The following is a 16,530-nucleotide window of genomic DNA, read 5'->3' as shown; positions in this document are numbered from 1 at the left end:
CTCGCACCTGTTGTGTGCCAGCGGATCTCGATGAGAGCTGCGGACAGTACGGTAAGTGCCTAGAATTGCTGGATGGACGCACAGCCCCTTTTCATTAGCTTGCACGACGAGTCTGCCGGATATGAGATATCCCCGGACAGAGTGCCCTTGGCAATCTTGCGAACTTTTGTAAAAGACGTGGAGGAGTTCCTTCGAGGAGATGGCGCCGAAGTGGATTTGCAGGCGCTGGATGTAGGGGTTGTCAAAGGCTCGCTGGCGATCCAGACGGCCCCTGTGTCGTCGCCAGGCCTTCTGCGGGATCTGCTGCAGCTTGCGGCCTCCGAGCGTTTGGATGGTCTCGACAAAAAGCGTCGGGAAGTAGTGGAGCGGTGGCAAAAACTCGCGCGAGGGGCGCGCCGCTGTGTGTTTCGAATTGCCGTCCCAGGCATTCCGCAACGGGACATCAGCATCAGCGCTGCTACCGACTTCCATGCGGACGACGCAGACCAGTGGGTCCAGGTTGAGCGCTACCTACAGGGTGAGATTGTCGAAATGGGCGGACTTAAAAAGGTCAATGCGCATATTCGTTTGCCCGATGGCACTTTGATTCCTGTGGAGTCGGATCGCGAGTTCTTCCGCAGCGATACAGTCAATCGCCTTTACAAGGTCGCTATGGCCCGCATCAGCGCGGAGTACAACGTGGTGACGCGAAAGTACCGCAATGCGCGTTTGCTCGGTTTTGAAGAGCATCAGCAGACTTTGGACGAAGCGCAGTTGCGCCGCTTGACGGAGCGAGGTGCGAAGGCCTGGCGGGATGTGCCCAATGCGAGCGATTGGGTGGACTCCCTGCGGGGAGGTGCGGCTTGATCTCGATTCTTCTGGATACGAGTTACTTGATCACGCTGGCAGACCCAGGGCGCGCGCACCACGAGACAGCCAAGTGTTATCTGCGCGAGGCCTTGGCTCAGGGCTGTCCTTTGTACTTGTCTGCCGTGGTTGCGTCAGAGTTTCAAGTGGGACAACCTGTGAGCGACCTCCCTTTGCGCAATTTTCATGTACTGCCCTTCAACATCGATCACGCCATGACCTCCGGTAATTTCATGCGTGTACTGTCGCGTGACACGGGCGACGACCGTGTGGCCGTGAAGGACGACGTCAAATTGCTGGCGCAAATGGTGTGCGAGTCCATCACACACATCCTCACCGAAGATTCAAACACCCTGGTGAAGTACCTGGGAAGACTCCGCGACCAAGGTCAAGCATCAGCGCAGGCAATTGTCCTGGCGGAAGGTTTTGATGCTGCCTGGTTCAATGGGGGGCAAAAACACCTCCTGGATGAATAGCACTGCTGGCAATTCACCATGACCCTCACCGAACTCAAATACATCGTTGCGGTGGCCCGCGAGAAACATTTTGGCCATGCGGCCGATGCCTGCTATGTGTCGCAGCCCACGCTCTCGGTGGCCATCAAGAAGCTGGAAGAAGAGCTGGACGTGAAGCTGTTCGAGCGCAGCGCGGGCGAAGTCACGGTGACCCCGCTGGGTGAGGACATCGTGCGCCAGGCGCAGAGCGTGCTGGAGCAGGCGGCGGCCATCAAGGAAATCGCCAAGCGTGGCAAGGACCCGCTGGCCGGGCCGCTCACGCTGGGGGTGATCTACACCATCGGCCCCTATCTGCTGCCCGAACTGGTGCGCCAGTCCATCACGCGCACGCCGCAAATGCCGCTGATGCTGCAGGAGAACTTCACCGTCAAGCTGCTGGAGATGCTGCGCACGGGCGAAATCGACTGCGCCATCCTGGCCGAGCCCTTCCCTGACACGGGCCTGGCCATGGCGCCGCTGTATGACGAGCCCTTCATGGCGGCCGTGCCCAGCACGCATGCGCTGGCGGCGCAGCGCTCGGTCACGGCGGCCGAGCTGAAAAGCGAGACCATGCTGCTGCTGGGCGCGGGCCATTGTTTCCGCGACCATGTGCTGGAGGTCTGCCCCGAGTTCGCACGCTTTGCCAGCAATGCCGAGGGCATCCGCAAGTCGTTCGAGGGCTCGTCGCTGGAGACCATCAAGCACATGGTGGCCGCCGGCATGGGCGTGACGCTGGTGCCGCGCCTGTCGGTGCCGCGCGACGCGCTGCTCACCGTGTCGCGCCGCCGCAAAAGCGACGAAACCTACATCCGCTATCTGCCCATCCGCGAGGAAGACGGCAGCCCTCCGCCCATGCGCCGCGTGGTGCTGGCCTGGCGCCGCAGCTTCACCCGGTATGAGGCCATCGCCGCCCTGCGCAACGCCATTTACGCCTGCGAGCTGCCGGGCGTGAACCGCCTGTCCTGAACCGGCCCTGCGGCCGCGGTTTTGCCACGGGGAATCGGCGCTACACTCGCGCCGCCCCTGAGTTGGCCGACCTGGCCAGTGCAGCTGGGGCATGCATGTTGCGCAGTGTCCGCAGACCATCGTCCGGCTGCGCCCCGCTTTCTACAGAAGGTTCCCATGAAGAAGCTCTGGCTGACCGCCACCCTGGCCGCCGCGTTGACGGCGTGCTCGTCCATTCCCCCCTCCACGACGGCGACCACGGCCGCCACGCTGAAGAAGCCCACACTCGACCGCATCGCGGCCACGCCCAGCGCAGCCGCTGCGGCGGACTTCCGCCAGTTCCTGGCGCTGGCCGCGCAGATGCAGCCCGAGCTGCAACCCGCCGTGGCTGCATATGCAGCGAAAAAGCCCTTGGCGGGCGATGACCTGGTCAACATCAGCCGACTGCTCGGCCTGCACAACCGCCTGCGCAACCAGGCGGCCGTGATCGATGCCACCGCGAAGATGGTGGCCATCCCCACCGTGCGGTCTGCCAAGGTGCCGCCGCATGAAGACCCGGCCATCATTGCCTTCGGCACCCTGGTCGAAGGCATGGCGCGCGACTTCGGCCTGCAGTACCGCAACGTGGACAACCGCATCTTTGAAGTGAAGCTGCCCGGCAGCGGCCCCGAAGAGTTCGGCATCCTCACCCATGCCGACGTGGTGCCCGTGGTGGCCGACGAATGGGTGCTGGACGACGGCACCAAGCTCGCCCCCTTCAGGCTGACCCGCGTGGGCGGGAATCTGTATGGCCGAGGCTCCATCGACGACAAGGGCTCCATCGCCACCGTGCTGTTTGCGATGAAGGCCGTGAAGGACAGCGGCCTGCCGCTGGCACGCACCATCCGCCTCATGATCGAAACCACCGAGGAAACCGGTGGCGACGCGATGAAGTACTACCGCGCCAAGACCGCGCTGCCCGAGTACAACATCGTGCTCGACAGCAAGTACCCCGCCGTGGTGGCCGAAAAGGGCTCGGGCGCGCTGCGCGCCTCGTTCCCGCTGCAGCCTGCTGCCAATACCGGCGCGACGGCGATCACCGCCATGGCCGGGGCTGCTTCAACCAACGCCGTGCCGCAGACCGCCACGGCCCGCCTGCAGGGCGGCAACACCGCCGACGTGGCGGCGCGCCTGAACGCTGCGAAGGCGGCGTTCGTCGAGAAGTACCAGCCCCAGGGCGGCGCCTTCCGCATTGACGTCACGCAAGACGGCGCCGCCGTGGCCGTGAAGGTCACGGGCGCATCGGCCCATGGCTCGCGCCCCGAAGAGGGCGTCAACCCGCTGCCGCGCCTGGCGCTGTTCCTGAAGGAGTCGGGCGTGGCGCTGGCCCCCAATGGCTACGCGCAGGCCGTGCGTTACCTCACCGACCTGTACGGCGTGGACTACCTGGGCCGCACCCTGGGACTGGCCTACAGCGACGACTTCATGGGCCCGCTCACCATGTCGCCCAACCTCATCCGCGAGAAGGATGGCAAGGTCGATGTGCTGGTGAACGTGCGCATGCCCCGTGGCAGCACGCCCGAGGCGCTGACCCAGGCCACCTCGGCCAAGCTCAAGGCATGGGGCGCCCAGGCCGGTGTGGCGGTGGAGGTGGACCACCAGCAGGGCAACTGGATGGCGCGCGACCCCAAGGGCGCCTGGCTGGCCACGCTGCTCAACACCTTTGGCGACACCACGGGCCTGGAAGCCAAGCCCGTGCCCACGGCGGGCAGCACCACGGCCAAGCTCATGCCCAACGCGATCAACTTCGGCCCCGCCATGCCGGGCAAGAAGTACACGGCCCACAACGCCAAGGAGTTCAAGGAAGTGGTGGACCTGGACGCCGACATGCAGATGTTCACCGAGATGCTGGTGCGCATCGGGAATTTGAGCCAGATGCAATAACGGCGGAGGCCGCTGCGCTACAGTGGCCGTGAGCCGCCACGCCGCGGCCCCCGGGGCATCTGCCGGGGGCGCTGCGGGGCAGATCCATCGATTGTTTTTCTGCCAACGAAGGAGCCTCCATGGCCAAAGCCGCCAAGACCACCGCCGCCCCCAGCATCAACATCGGCATCAGCGACAAGGACCGTGCCGCCATCGCCCAGGGCCTGTCGCGCCTGCTGGCCGACACCTACACGCTGTACCTGACCACCCACAACTTCCACTGGAACGTGACGGGCCCCATGTTCAACACGCTGCACACCATGTTCATGGCGCAGTACACCGAACTGTGGAACGCGGTGGACCCGATCGCCGAGCGCATCCGCTCGCTGGGCCATGTTGCCCCCGGCTCGTATGCCGAGTTCGGCAAGCTGGCCACGGTGCCCGATGCGCCCGCCAAGCCGCCCAAGGCACTGGAGATGGTGCGTGTGCTGGTCGAAGGCCACGAGGCCGTGGCCCGCACCGCACGCAGCCTGTTCCCCCTGGCCGACAAGGCCAGCGACGAGCCCACGGCCGACCTGCTGACCCAGCGCCTCACGGTGCATGAGCAGACGGCGTGGATGCTGCGTTCGCTGCTGGAAGAGTGAGGCACCGGCGTGCAGCACGTATTGGTGTACGCCGATTCCCTGTCGTGGGGCATCGTGCCCGGAACCCGCCAGCGACTGCCCTTCGAGCAGCGCTGGCCGGGAGCGATGGAGCTGGCCTTGCTTCAGCAGGGCCGCCAGGTGCGGGTGATCGAAGACTGCCTCAATGGCCGGCGCACAGTATGGGAGGATCCCTTCAAGCCTGGGCGCAATGGCCTGCAGGGCCTGGCCCAGCGCATCGAGGTCCATTCCCCGCTGGCGCTGGTGGTGCTCATGCTGGGCACGAACGACTTTCAGTCCACCCACCAGAACAGCGCCTGGCATTCCGCGCAAGGGCTGGCCGAGCTGGTGGCCGCGATCCGGCAGGCGCCCATCGAGCCCGGTATGCCCGTGCCGCCCATCCTGGTGGTGGCGCCGCCACCCATCAGGGAGGCGCATGGCCCGGTCACGCCCAAGTTCGAGGGAGGTGACCTGCGGTGCGTCGGTATGGCTGCCGCCCTGGAGGAAGTCGCCCGCACGCTGGACTGCCATTTCCTGGATGCTGGCCAGGTGGTCACGGCCAGCCCGGTGGACGGCGTGCACCTGGATGCAGACCAGCATGCGCGGCTGGCGCAGGCATTGACCCCGGTGGTCGCGCGCCTCCTTTAGCCTCTTCCAATACCAGCCCCGCCCGGTGGGCGGGACTGGTAGACGCTGCTGCTACATTCGGTGCGCCCGCACGTTCGGCGGGTTTCTTTAACCCTTCCGCACCCGCCAACGCATGCCGTCCGTCACCCCGCGCAGCCGCCTCGCCCTGTACCTCGACCTCATCCGCTGGGACCGGCCCGCCGGCTGGCTGGTGTGCCTGTGGCCCACGCTGTCGGCACTGTGGATCGCGGCCGATGGGTTTCCGGGCTGGCACCTGCTGGTGGTGTTTGTGCTGGGCACCATCCTCATGCGCAGCGCGGGCTGCTGTGTGAACGATGTGGCCGACCGCGACTTTGACAAACACGTCAAGCGCACAGCACAACGGCCTGTGACCACGGGCGCCGTGTCGGTCAAGGAGGCGCTGGGCCTGGGCGCCGTGCTGGCCATCGTGTCGTTTGGCCTGGTGCTCACCACCAACACCGCCGCCATCCTGTGGTCCGTGCCCGCCGTGCTGGTGGCCATTGCCTACCCGTTCACCAAACGCCTCATTTCCATGCCGCAGGCGGTGCTGGGCATTGCGTTCAACTTCGGCATCGTCATCGCGTTTGCCGCCGTGCAGGGCAGCGTGCCCTTTGTTGCCTGGTGGATGTGGCTGGGCAACCTGTTCTGGGTGCTGGCCTACGACACCGAATACGCCATGGTGGACCGCGACGACGACCTCAAGATCGGCATCAAGACCTCGGCCATCACGCTGGGGCGCTTCGATGTGGCGGGGATTGTGGTCTTCTACCTGCTTTTCTTGGCTATTTGGGGCTTTGCGCTCGCCCCCTATGCCTTGGGTGCTATTTTTTATATAGCTATTGCCGCTGCACTCGCTCAGGCCGTGTGGCACTTCACCCTGATCCGCACCCGCACCCGCGAGGGCTGTTTCAAGGCCTTCCGCATCAACCACTGGCTGGGCGCCACGGTGTTTGCGGGCATTGCAGGCAGCTACCTGGTGCGGTCAATACTCACAAATTGATAGCTATCAACGCTTGATGGGAGCGCGGAGAAGGCCAAAAAGCCATAAAAAATGTTCACGGTTCCCCACCGCGCCGTGAACAGGGTGCCTGGGGTCAGGCCCCGAACTCGTTGCCGAGTTCGTTGGCGCGTTTTTCGGCGGCGCGCATGGCGGCCTCGAACGCCTGCGACACGCCGCTGGCCTCCATCGACTGCAGGGCGGCATAGGTGGTGCCGCCCTTGGAGGTGACGCGCTCACGCAGCACGGCCGGGGGCTCGTCGGAGCGGCGGGCCAGCTCCGAGGCGCCCACAAAGGTGCCCACGGCCAGCTGGTGCGCCTGCGCGTCGGACAGGCCCATGCCCACCCCGGCACGCGTCATGGCTTCGAGGAAATAGAACACGTAGGCCGGGCCCGAGCCCGAGAGGGCGGTGACGGCGTCCAGCTGGGTCTCGCTCTCCACCCACAGGAACTCGCCCGTGGACGCCATGATGGCCTCCACACTCTGGCGCTCGGCGCTGGTCACGGCGGGGCGCGCGTAGATTGCACTCATGCCTTTGCCCACCAGCGCGGGCGTGTTGGGCATGGTGCGCACGACGCGCTCGGTGGCGAGCCACTGCGCGATGCTGTCCGAGCGGATGCCTGCGGCCACGCTCAGGTGCAGGGCCTGCTGGGTGTGCGGCTGGGCCTGCGCGGCGGCGTCCTTGAAGGTCTGGGGCTTGACGGCCCAGACCACGATGCTGGCGCGCTGCAGCGCGGCGCCCGCCTCGGACTGCGCCGTGAGGCCGAAGTTCTTGAGCAGCGCCTCGCGCGTGGGTGCGTAGGGCTCGACCACCTCGATCTGGCTGGCCGGGTGGCCCTGGCGGATCAGCCCGCCAATGATGGCGCTGGCCATGTTGCCGCCGCCGATGAAGGCGATGGTGGGGAGGGAGGAGTTTGCTGTGGCTGGAGCGGGGGAGGTCATTTTGCGGGCAGGCTGGAAAGGGAGAGCCGATGGTAGCGCCGGAGACCTGTGATTGTCCGAATGGCCTGCGCAACTGGCGCGGCCCATGCCAGTGCTCCCGCGCAAGGGCCGCCCCGCCGCGCTGGGAGCGTCCCCCTCCGCGAGCAAAGCGAAGCAGAGAGGGGGAAGGCGCGCAGCGCCTCAGGGGGAGCTACTCAGCTACTGTTTGGCGCACCGCGTGTTCCCAGTTCGCCATCAGCTCCTGCGCACGCGCGCTGCTGAGCGTGGGCACAAAGCGGCGGTCGGCGCGCCACAGCTGCGAGAGTTCATCCGTGCTGCGGTACACGCCGCTCGACAGCCCCGCCAGGTAGGCGGCGCCCAGGGCCGTGGTCTCGATGACGGCCGGGCGCACCACCGGAATGCCCAGCAGGTCGGCCTGGAACTGCATCAGCAGGTCGTTGATGCAGGCGCCGCCGTCCACACGCAGCTCGCTCACTGGCGCACCGCCAGCGGCCACGGCGTCGCGGCTCATGGCCAGCAGCAGGGCGGCGCTCTGGTAGGCGATGCTTTCCAGCGCCGCGCGGGCGATGTGGCCCAGCGTGGTGCCGCGTGTGAGGCCGGTGATGGTGCCGCGCGAGTCGGGTTTCCAGTACGGAGCGCCCAGGCCGGTGAAGGCGGGCACCATCATCACGCCGCCCGAGTCGGGCACGCTTTGCGCCAGCGACTCGACCTCGCCGCTGGTCGAGATGGCGCGCAGGCCGTCGCGCAGCCACTGCACCACGGCGCCGCCCACAAACACGCTGCCTTCCATGGCGAATTCTGGCTGCGTGCCCGGCTGCGCCGCGCTGGTGGTGAGCAGGCCGTTTTGCGATGTCTGGAACGTGCCGCCTGTGTGCATGAGCATGAAGCAGCCTGTGCCATAGGTGTTCTTGGCCATGCCCGCCGTGAAGCAGGCCTGGCCAAACAGCGCGCTTTGCTGGTCGCCCGCCACGCCGCCAATGCGGATGGTGTGGCCCAGCAGGTTGGCCGCCGTGTCGCCAAAGTGGGCGCTTGATGGCAGCACCTCGGGCATCAGCGCCTTGGGGATGCGCAGCAGCGCCAGCAGCTCGTCGTCCCACTGGTTGGTGTGCACATTGAACAGCATGGTGCGCGAGGCGTTGCTTACGTCCGTCACATGCACCTGGCCGTGGGTGAGCTTCCACATCAGCCAGCTGTCCACCGTGCCAAAGGCCAGCTCGCCGCGCTCGGCCGCATCGCGTGCGCCGGGCACATGGTCCAGCAGCCACTGCAGCTTGGTGCCCGAGAAGTAGGCGTCCACCAGCAGGCCCGTCTTGGCCTGGATGGTGGCGGCGTGGCCCTGTTCGCGCAGTGGGGCGCAGGCGGGCTCGGCGCGGCGGTCCTGCCAGACGATGGCGTGGTGCACGGGCTGGCCCGTCTTGCGGTTCCACAGCACCGTGGTTTCGCGCTGGTTGGTGATGCCCACCGCGCGCACGGCGCTGGCCGCAATGCCCGCCTTGGCCAGCGCATCGCGCGCGGTGGCGAGCTGGGTGCGCCAGATCTCCAGCGGGTCGTGCTCCACCCAGCCGGGCTGGGGGTAGATCTGCGGCAGCTCCAGCTGCGCCTGGGCCACGATGTGGCCGCGTTCGTCAAACACGATGCTGCGGGAGCTGGAGGTGCCTTGGTCGAGGGCGAGCAGGTAGGTCATAGGTAAGCAGGTTATGTCAGGCCGTTGGATTGGCCCTTAAGTTGGATAGCCGGCCCATGAACGGGTGCTGCTCAAGCCAGCGACCGCCGCGCAAGGGCCGCCCCGCCGCGCTGGCGGTGTCCTCCTTCCCGAATTGCGCAGCAATTCGAGAGAAGGGGGACGGCGCGAAGCGCCACAGGGGGTTGTCCTGATTCATGCAGCGACAGTGCAAACCACGCCAGCATCTTGTAGCAAGGCAGGGAAGGGCTCGGGTGGTGGTGCGTCGGTGAACAGACGGCCAATCTGGCCCAGCGTGGCCAGCTGCACCATGGCCGGACGGTTGAACTTGCTGTGGTCGGCCGCCAGCCAGACCTCGCGCGACTGCTTGATGATGGTTTGCGCCACCTTCACTTCGCGGTAGTCGAAGTCGCGCAGAGAGCCGTCGGGCTCGATGCCCGAGATGCCGATGAGCGCGATGTCCACCCGGAACTGGCGGATGAAGTCCACCGCTGCCTCGCCCACGATGCCCCGGTCGCGGGCGCGCACCACGCCGCCGGCCACGATCACTTCGCACTCGGGGTTGCCGCTCAGGATGGCGGCCACGTTCAGGTTGTTGGTGATCACACGCAGGCCGCGGTGGTGCAGCAGCGCTTTGGCGATGGCTTCGGTGGTGGTGCCGATGTTCAGGATCAACGAACAGTCGTTGGGCACCTGCTCGGCCACGGCGCGCGCAATGCGCGCCTTGCCTTCGGCATTGAGCGTTTCGCGCTGGGTGTGGGCCAGGTTTTCGACCGTGGAGCTGGGCACGCGCACGCCGCCGTGAAAACGCGTCAGCAGGCCGGACTCGGCCAGGCGCTGCACGTCGCGGCGCACCGTCTGCAGCGTCACGCCCAGGGTGTCGGCCAGTTGTTCCACCGTGGCGGACTTGCGCGCACGGACTTCTTCCAGAAGCAGCAGTTGTCGGGGGTTCGTATTCACGCGAATGGGGGCAACGTTGGGTGAGGGATACTTTAAATCGAACAAAAAGGAACCCGTTAAGGGTAAACCTTGATTCGATACGATCAAAAAAGAACAAAAATGAACGCAATCGAAAACCGAGAGGGCTGCCTGCGTCACTGATCGCAGCGGCGCAGGATTCTTCACTTGCCCCAGGGGCACAAACGAAAGGTTGCGTGATGCAGCTGGCATTGGACAGCATCAGCAAGAAGGTGGGGGCGCAGACCTGGCTGTATGACATGAGCCTGGCGCTCCATAGCGGCGCCGTCACGGTGCTGCTGGGCGCCACGCAGGCGGGCAAGACCAGCCTCATGCGCATCATGGCCGGGCTCGACACGCCCACGGCCGGGCGCGTGACGGTGGATGGCGTGGACGTGACTGGCATGCCCGTGCGCGACCGCAACGTGGCCATGGTGTACCAGCAGTTCATCAACTACCCCTCGATGAAGGTGGCGGCCAATATTGCGTCGCCTCTCAAGCTGCGCGGCGAAAAGAACATCGACGCCCGGGTGCGCGAGATCGCCAGCCGCCTGCACATCGACATGTTCCTGGACCGCTACCCTGCCGAGCTGTCGGGCGGCCAGCAGCAGCGCGTGGCACTGGCCCGTGCTCTGGCCAAGGGCGCGCCGCTGATGTTGCTGGACGAACCCCTGGTGAACCTGGACTACAAGCTGCGCGAAGAATTGCGCGAAGAGCTGACTCAGTTGTTTGCCGCCGGTCAATCCACCGTGGTGTATGCCACCACCGAGCCGGGCGAGGCCCTGCTGCTGGGCGGCTACACGGCGGTGCTGGACGAAGGCCAGCTGCTGCAGTACGGCCCCACGGCCGAGGTGTTCCATGCGCCCAATTCGCTGCGCGTGGCGCGCGCTTTCAGCGACCCGCCGATGAACCTGATGGCGGCCTCGGCCACCGCACAGGGCGTGCGCCTGCAAGGCGGGGCCGAGCTGACGCTGCCCCTGCCACAAGGCGTGGCCACGGCGGCCGGACTGACGGTGGGCGTGCGCGCCAGTGCGCTGCGGGTGCATGCACGCCCCGGCGACGTGAGCGTGGCCGGGGTGGTGGAGCTGGCGGAGATTTCGGGCTCTGACACCTTTGTGCATGCCTCTACGCCCTGGGGCGATCTGGTGGCACAGCTCACCGGTGTGCATTACTTTGAATTGGGGACGGCCATCACGCTGCACCTGGACCCGGCCCAGGCCTATGTGTTTGGTGCCGATGGCCGCCTGGCCCGGGCGCCCGCGCGGCCCGTTACCGCACAAGGAGGTCGCTGAGATGGCCCGCATCAGTCTGGACTTGGCGCATTCGTACAAGCCCAACCCCCAGCAGGACAGCGACTACGCGCTGCTGCCTTTGAAGATGGAGTTCGAGGACGGTGGTGCCTACGCGCTGCTCGGCCCCTCGGGTTGTGGCAAGACCACCATGCTCAACATCATGTCGGGGCTGCTTGTGCCATCGCATGGCAAGGTGCTGTTTGATGGCCGCGACGTGACGCGCGCCAGCCCGCAAGAACGCAACATTGCGCAGGTGTTCCAGTTCCCGGTGATCTACGACACCATGACGGTGGCCGAGAACCTCGCCTTCCCGCTGCGCAACCGCAAGGTGCCCGAGGACCAGATCAAGCAGCGTGTGGGCGTGATTGCCGAGATGCTGGAGATGAGCGGCCAGCTCAACCAGCGCGCCGCAGGCCTGGCGGCCGACGCCAAGCAGAAGATCTCGCTGGGCCGTGGCCTGGTGCGCGCCGACGTGGCGGCGGTGCTGTTCGACGAACCGCTCACGGTGATCGACCCGCACCTCAAGTGGCAGCTGCGGCGCAAGCTCAAGCAGATCCACCACGAACTCAAGCTCACGCTGATCTATGTGACGCATGACCAGGTCGAGGCGCTGACCTTTGCCGACCAGGTGGTGGTGATGACGCGTGGCAAGGCGGTGCAGGTCGGCTCGGCCGACGCGCTGTTCGAACGGCCCGCACACACCTTCGTGGGGCACTTCATTGGCTCGCCGGGCATGAACTTTCTGCCCGCACACCGCGATGGCGAGAGCCTCTCGGTGGCCGGGCACCGCCTGGCCAGCCCCGTGGGCCGCGCGCTGCCCGATGGCGCCCTGCAGGTGGGCATACGGCCCGAATACCTGGCCCTGGCCCAGCCGCAGCAAGCGGGCGCGCTGCCCGGCACGGTGGTACAGGTGCAGGACATCGGCACCTACCTGATGTTGACTGCCAAGGTGGGCGAGCACACCGTCAAGGCGCGTTTCGCGCCCGAGACCCGTCTGCCATCGGCCGGTGACACGGCGTGGCTGCAGGTGCTGGGTGAGCACACCTGTTTTTACAAGAATGAGGAGTTGCTGGCATGACGGCCCACCCCCTGAGCCGCTGCGCGGCTTCCCCCTGCGAGGGGGACGACGCCCTTTGCTGCGGGGCGGCCCTTGCTGGGCGTCCCGCTGATGGCGCTGTGCCCGTGCCATGCGCTGTGGCTGGCATCAGTCTTTTGGAGTCTCTGGCATGAGCGCGACTACTAAACCCGTCAACCAGAAAGCCTGGTTCCTGATCCTGCCCGTGATTCTGTGCGTGGCCTTCTCGGCCATCCTGCCGCTGATGACGGTGGTGAACTACTCGGTGCAGGACATCATCTCGCCCGAGCGGCGCGTGTTCGTCGGCACCGAATGGTTTGCCGCCGTGATGCGCGACGAGGAGCTGCACGCGGCGCTGTGGCGCCAGCTGACCTTCTCGCTGGCGGTGCTGGCGGTAGAGATACCGCTGGGCATTTTGCTCGCGCTGTCCATGCCCGCGCAGGGCTGGAAGTCGTCGGCCGTGCTGGTGGTGGTGGCGCTGTCGCTGCTGATCCCCTGGAACGTGGTGGGCACCATCTGGCAGATCTATGGCCGTGCCGACATCGGCCTGATGGGCCGCATGCTGCAGGAGGCGGGCATCGAGTACAGCTACACCGGCAATGCCACGCAGGCCTGGCTCACGGTGCTGCTGATGGATGTGTGGCACTGGACACCGCTGGTCGCGCTGCTGGCCTTTGCCGGGCTGCGCTCCATCCCCGATGCGTACTACCAGGCGGCCCGCATCGACGGTGCGAGCAAGTTCGCGGTGTTTCGCTACATCCAGCTGCCCAAGATGCGCGGTGTGCTGATGATTGCGGTGCTGCTGCGCTTCATGGACAGTTTCATGATCTACACCGAGCCCTTCGTGCTCACGGGGGGCGGACCGGGCAATGCGACCACGTTCCTCAGCCAGTACCTCACGACCAAGGCGGTCGGCCAGTTCGACCTGGGCCCTGCCGCAGCGTTCTCGCTGATCTATTTCTTCATCATCCTGCTGCTGTGTTTCATCCTCTACAACTGGATGCAGCGCGTGGGCACCGTCAGCGACGAAGGAGCCGGCCATGAATGAAAAACGTTTCCAGAAGCGGACGCTGTTCCTGATTGCGTACCTGCTGTTCGCACTGTTGCCCATCTACTGGATGGTCAACATGAGCTTCAAGACGAACGAGGAGATCCTGTCGAGCTTCTCGTTCTTCCCGCAGAACTTCACCTGGGCCAACTACAAGACCATCTTCACCGATGCGTCGTGGTACTCGGGCTATATCAACAGCCTGATCTATGTGGCGATCAACACGGTGATCTCACTCACCGTGGCGCTGCCGGCAGCCTATGCGTTCAGCCGCTACCAGTTCATGGGCGACAAGCATGTGTTCTTCTGGCTGCTGACCAACCGCATGACACCCCCGGCCGTGTTTTTGCTGCCGTTCTTCCAGCTCTACACCACCGTGGGGCTGATGGACACGCACATTGCCGTGGCGCTGGCCCACCTGTTGTTCAACGTGCCACTGGCGGTGTGGATTCTGGAAGGCTTCATGAGCGGCATCCCGCGCGAGATCGACGAGACGGCCTACATCGATGGCTACAGCTTCCCGCGCTTTTTCATGACCATCTTCCTGCCGCTGATCAAGGCTGGTGTGGGCGTGGCGGCGTTCTTCTGCTTCATGTTCAGCTGGGTGGAGCTGCTGCTGGCCCGCACGCTGACCAGCGTGAACGCCAAGCCCATCGTGGCCACCATGACGCGCACCGTGAGTGCGTCGGGCATGGACTGGGCGACGCTGGCGGCGGCGGGTGTGCTGACCATCGTGCCGGGTGCCATCGTGATCTGGTTTGTGCGGCACTACATCGCGAAGGGTTTCGCGATGGGCCGGGTTTGAGGAGGCAGCGACATGTTTGACTGGATGGCCTGGACGCTGCCGGTGGCAGTGTTCTTTACGTGCATCGTGCTGATGCTGGTGGGCATGGCGGTGTGGGAGATCAAGTCGCCCACGACCATGCGCAAGGGTTTCCTGCCCCTGGAGACCACGCGCGGCGACCGGCTTTTTATCGGGCTGCTGTCGGCCGCCTACGTGAACCTGATCTTTGTGGGCATCAGCGGCAAGCTGGCCCAGTGGTTCAGCCTGCAGGGCGACCCGTCGATCTGGATCAGCTTTGTGGTGTCCATGGCGCTGCTGGCGCTGATCATGCGCAAGGGTTAAGGCAGAAATGACCGTTTGCGCCTGATAGGTAAGCATTTTTGGCTATTGTTTTTGTAGTGTCGAAGGCCTGGCCTGGTTCCCCCCCGGGTTGGTGCCGGTCTACCAATGGGGGTCTCAATCTGAGAGGAGACAGCAATGAAGATGCAGTTCAAGGCGATCGCTTTCGCCGCCGCGGCTCTGGCGATGGGGCAGGCTGCCTGGGCCGGCGAGGCCGAGGCCAAGAAGTGGATCGACAGCGAATTCCAGCCATCCACGCTGAATAAAGACCAGCAGATGGCCGAGATGAAGTGGTTCATCGACGCAGCCAAAAAACTCCAGGCCAAGGGCGTGAAGGAAATTTCGGTGGTGTCCGAAACCATCACCACGCACGAATACGAATCCAAGACGCTGGCCAAGGCCTTTGAGGAAATCACGGGCATCAAGGTCAAGCACGACCTGATCCAGGAAGGCGACGTGGTCGAGAAGCTGCAGACCTCCATGCAGTCGGGCAAGTCCATCTATGACGGCTGGATCTCGGACTCGGACCTGATCGGTACACACTACCGCTACGGCAAGATCATGAACCTGACCGACTACATGGGCGGCGCAGGCAAGGAGTGGACCAACCCCGGCATTGATCTCAAGGATTACATCGGCACCAAGTTCACCACCGGTCCTGACGGCAAGCTGTACCAGCTGCCTGACCAGCAGTTCGCCAACCTGTACTGGTTCCGCGCCGACCTGTTCGACCGCAAGGACATCAAGGACAAGTTCAAGGCCAAGTATGGCTACGACCTGGGCGTGCCGCTGAACTGGAGCGCCTACGAAGACATCGCCGAGTTCTTCACCAACGACGTGAAGAACATCGACGGCAAGCCGATCTATGGCCACATGGACTACGGCAAGAAAGACCCCTCGCTGGGCTGGCGCTTCACCGACGCGTGGCTGTCCATGGCTGGCACGGCCGACATCGGCGCACCGAACGGCCTGCCGATCGACGAGTGGGGCATCCGCGTGGCCGACGACAAGTGCACGCCCGTGGGCGCCTCGGTGTCCCGTGGCGGCGCCACCAATTCGCCCGCAGCCGTCTACGCGCTGACCAAGTACGTGGACTGGATGAAGAAGTACGCGCCCAAGGAAGCCACGGGCATGACCTTCGGCGAAGCCGGCCCTGTGCCCGCCCAGGGCCAGATCGCGCAGCAGATCTTCTGGTACACCGCCTTCACGGCCGACATGACCAAGCCCGGCCTGCCCGTGGTGAATGCCGACGGCACGCCCAAGTGGCGCATGGCGCCCGGCCCGAATGGTCCATATTGGAAGCAAGGCATGCAGAACGGCTACCAGGACGTGGGCAGCTGGACCTTCTTCAAGGACCACGATGCCAACAAGACCGCTGCCGCCTGGCTCTACGCCCAGTTCGTGACCGCCAAGACCACGTCGCTGAAGAAGACCATGGTGGGCCTGACGCCGATCCGCGAGTCCGACATCCAGTCCAAGGCCATGACCGACATGGCGCCCAAGCTGGGTGGCCTGGTCGAGTTCTACCGCAGCCCCGCCCGCGTGGCATGGTCGCCCACCGGTACCAACGTGCCTGACTACCCCAAGCTGGCCCAGCTCTGGTGGAAGAACGTGGCCCAGGCCGTGACGGGTGAAAAGACCCCACAGGGTGCCATGGACACGCTGGCCGACGAAATGGACCAGGTGATGGCCCGCCTGGAGCGCGCTGGCATGGCCCATTGCGCACCCAAGCTCAACCCCAAGAGCGACAACGCCAAGTGGCTGAGCGACAAGCAGGCCCCATGGGCCAAGCTGGCCAACGAAAAGCCCAAGGGCGAAACCATTGCCTATGGCAAGTTGCTGCAGGCTTGGAAGGATGGCAAAACGCGTTGAGTCTGTGACCTCCGCGTTTTGACAACCTCCACAGGCAGCCAGGGCTCACAAGGTCTCTGGCTGCCT

The 16,530-nt window shown here is 65.2% G+C and carries 16 protein-coding genes; 13 read left to right on the top strand and 3 right to left on the bottom strand.

Going from position 1 to position 16,530, the window contains the following annotated elements; translation table 11 throughout:
• The first annotated feature begins 72 nt into the window (after positions 1-72).
• The 7 genes from ACYZGB_RS08590 to ubiA all read left to right on the top strand — a co-directional run bounded on the left by ACYZGB_RS08590 (position 73) and on the right by ubiA (position 6,476).
• Complete coding sequence (locus ACYZGB_RS08590) at positions 73-846, top strand: ubiquitin family protein (RefSeq protein ID WP_462387821.1); 774 nt, start codon at positions 73-75, stop codon at positions 844-846.
• 158 nt (positions 847-1,004) lie between these two features.
• Positions 1,005-1,322 (top strand): hypothetical protein, encoded by a 318-nt coding sequence (locus ACYZGB_RS08585; RefSeq protein ID WP_462387820.1) that lies wholly within the window; start codon positions 1,005-1,007, stop codon positions 1,320-1,322.
• An 18-nt stretch (positions 1,323-1,340) separates the two neighbouring features.
• A complete protein-coding gene (locus ACYZGB_RS08580) occupies positions 1,341-2,306 on the top strand; it encodes a LysR substrate-binding domain-containing protein (protein WP_094290364.1) in 966 nt (321 codons plus the stop codon).
• Positions 2,307-2,462: 156 nt separating this feature from the next.
• A complete protein-coding gene (locus ACYZGB_RS08575) occupies positions 2,463-4,208 on the top strand; it encodes a dipeptidase (RefSeq protein ID WP_462387819.1) in 1,746 nt (581 codons plus the stop codon).
• A gap of 119 nt (positions 4,209-4,327) precedes the next feature.
• Positions 4,328-4,831: a Dps family protein gene (locus ACYZGB_RS08570; protein ID WP_063462452.1), complete on the top strand. Its 504-nt coding sequence runs from the start codon at positions 4,328-4,330 to the stop codon at positions 4,829-4,831.
• Positions 4,832-4,840: 9 nt separating this feature from the next.
• A complete protein-coding gene (locus ACYZGB_RS08565; protein ID WP_462387818.1) occupies positions 4,841-5,476 on the top strand; it encodes an SGNH/GDSL hydrolase family protein in 636 nt (211 codons plus the stop codon).
• Positions 5,477-5,588: 112 nt separating this feature from the next.
• Positions 5,589-6,476 carry a 4-hydroxybenzoate octaprenyltransferase gene (gene ubiA, locus ACYZGB_RS08560; protein WP_462387817.1) on the top strand — a complete coding sequence of 296 codons (888 nt, stop codon included), beginning with the start codon at positions 5,589-5,591 and terminating at the stop codon, positions 6,474-6,476.
• A 94-nt stretch (positions 6,477-6,570) separates the two neighbouring features.
• On the opposite strand, the gene proC is transcribed toward ubiA, so the two are convergent.
• From proC to ACYZGB_RS08545, 3 genes are all read right to left on the bottom strand, one after another.
• Positions 6,571-7,416, bottom strand: a complete 846-nt coding sequence (proC, locus tag ACYZGB_RS08555; RefSeq protein ID WP_462387816.1) for a pyrroline-5-carboxylate reductase — start codon at positions 7,414-7,416, stop codon at positions 6,571-6,573.
• Positions 7,417-7,606: 190 nt separating this feature from the next.
• Positions 7,607-9,100 carry a glycerol kinase GlpK gene (glpK, locus tag ACYZGB_RS08550; protein ID WP_462387814.1) on the bottom strand — a complete coding sequence of 498 codons (1,494 nt, stop codon included), beginning with the start codon at positions 9,098-9,100 and terminating at the stop codon, positions 7,607-7,609.
• 192 nt (positions 9,101-9,292) lie between these two features.
• Positions 9,293-10,057: a DeoR/GlpR family DNA-binding transcription regulator gene (locus ACYZGB_RS08545; protein WP_462387813.1), complete on the bottom strand. Its 765-nt coding sequence runs from the start codon at positions 10,055-10,057 to the stop codon at positions 9,293-9,295.
• Positions 10,058-10,254: 197 nt separating this feature from the next.
• Here ACYZGB_RS08545 and ACYZGB_RS08540 point away from each other — a divergent pair, with 197 nt between their 5' ends.
• From ACYZGB_RS08540 to ACYZGB_RS08515, 6 genes are all read left to right on the top strand, one after another.
• Entirely contained in the window at positions 10,255-11,346 is a 1,092-nt protein-coding gene (locus ACYZGB_RS08540; RefSeq protein ID WP_462387812.1) for an ABC transporter ATP-binding protein, read from the top strand.
• A gap of 1 nt (position 11,347) precedes the next feature.
• Positions 11,348-12,424: an ABC transporter ATP-binding protein gene (locus ACYZGB_RS08535; RefSeq protein WP_462387811.1), complete on the top strand. Its 1,077-nt coding sequence runs from the start codon at positions 11,348-11,350 to the stop codon at positions 12,422-12,424.
• Between the two features lie 148 nt (positions 12,425-12,572).
• Positions 12,573-13,469: a carbohydrate ABC transporter permease gene (locus ACYZGB_RS08530; protein ID WP_462387810.1), complete on the top strand. Its 897-nt coding sequence runs from the start codon at positions 12,573-12,575 to the stop codon at positions 13,467-13,469.
• Entirely contained in the window at positions 13,462-14,274 is an 813-nt protein-coding gene (locus ACYZGB_RS08525; RefSeq protein WP_055395662.1) for a carbohydrate ABC transporter permease, read from the top strand. Before ACYZGB_RS08530 ends, ACYZGB_RS08525 begins: the two co-directional genes overlap by 8 nt.
• A 12-nt stretch (positions 14,275-14,286) precedes the next feature.
• The gene (locus ACYZGB_RS08520) at positions 14,287-14,595 is read left to right on the top strand and encodes a DUF2160 domain-containing protein (protein ID WP_063462377.1); all 309 of its coding nucleotides are present in this window, start codon (positions 14,287-14,289) and stop codon (positions 14,593-14,595) included.
• Positions 14,596-14,730: 135 nt separating this feature from the next.
• On the top strand, positions 14,731-16,464 hold the full coding sequence (locus ACYZGB_RS08515) for an ABC transporter substrate-binding protein (protein WP_462387809.1): 1,734 nt from the start codon (positions 14,731-14,733) through the stop codon (positions 16,462-16,464).
• Positions 16,465-16,530: the final 66 nt, after the last annotated feature.

Source organism: Acidovorax sp. Q11, from assembly GCF_054950075.1.
This window is presented reverse-complemented; position numbering and strand designations above follow the sequence as displayed.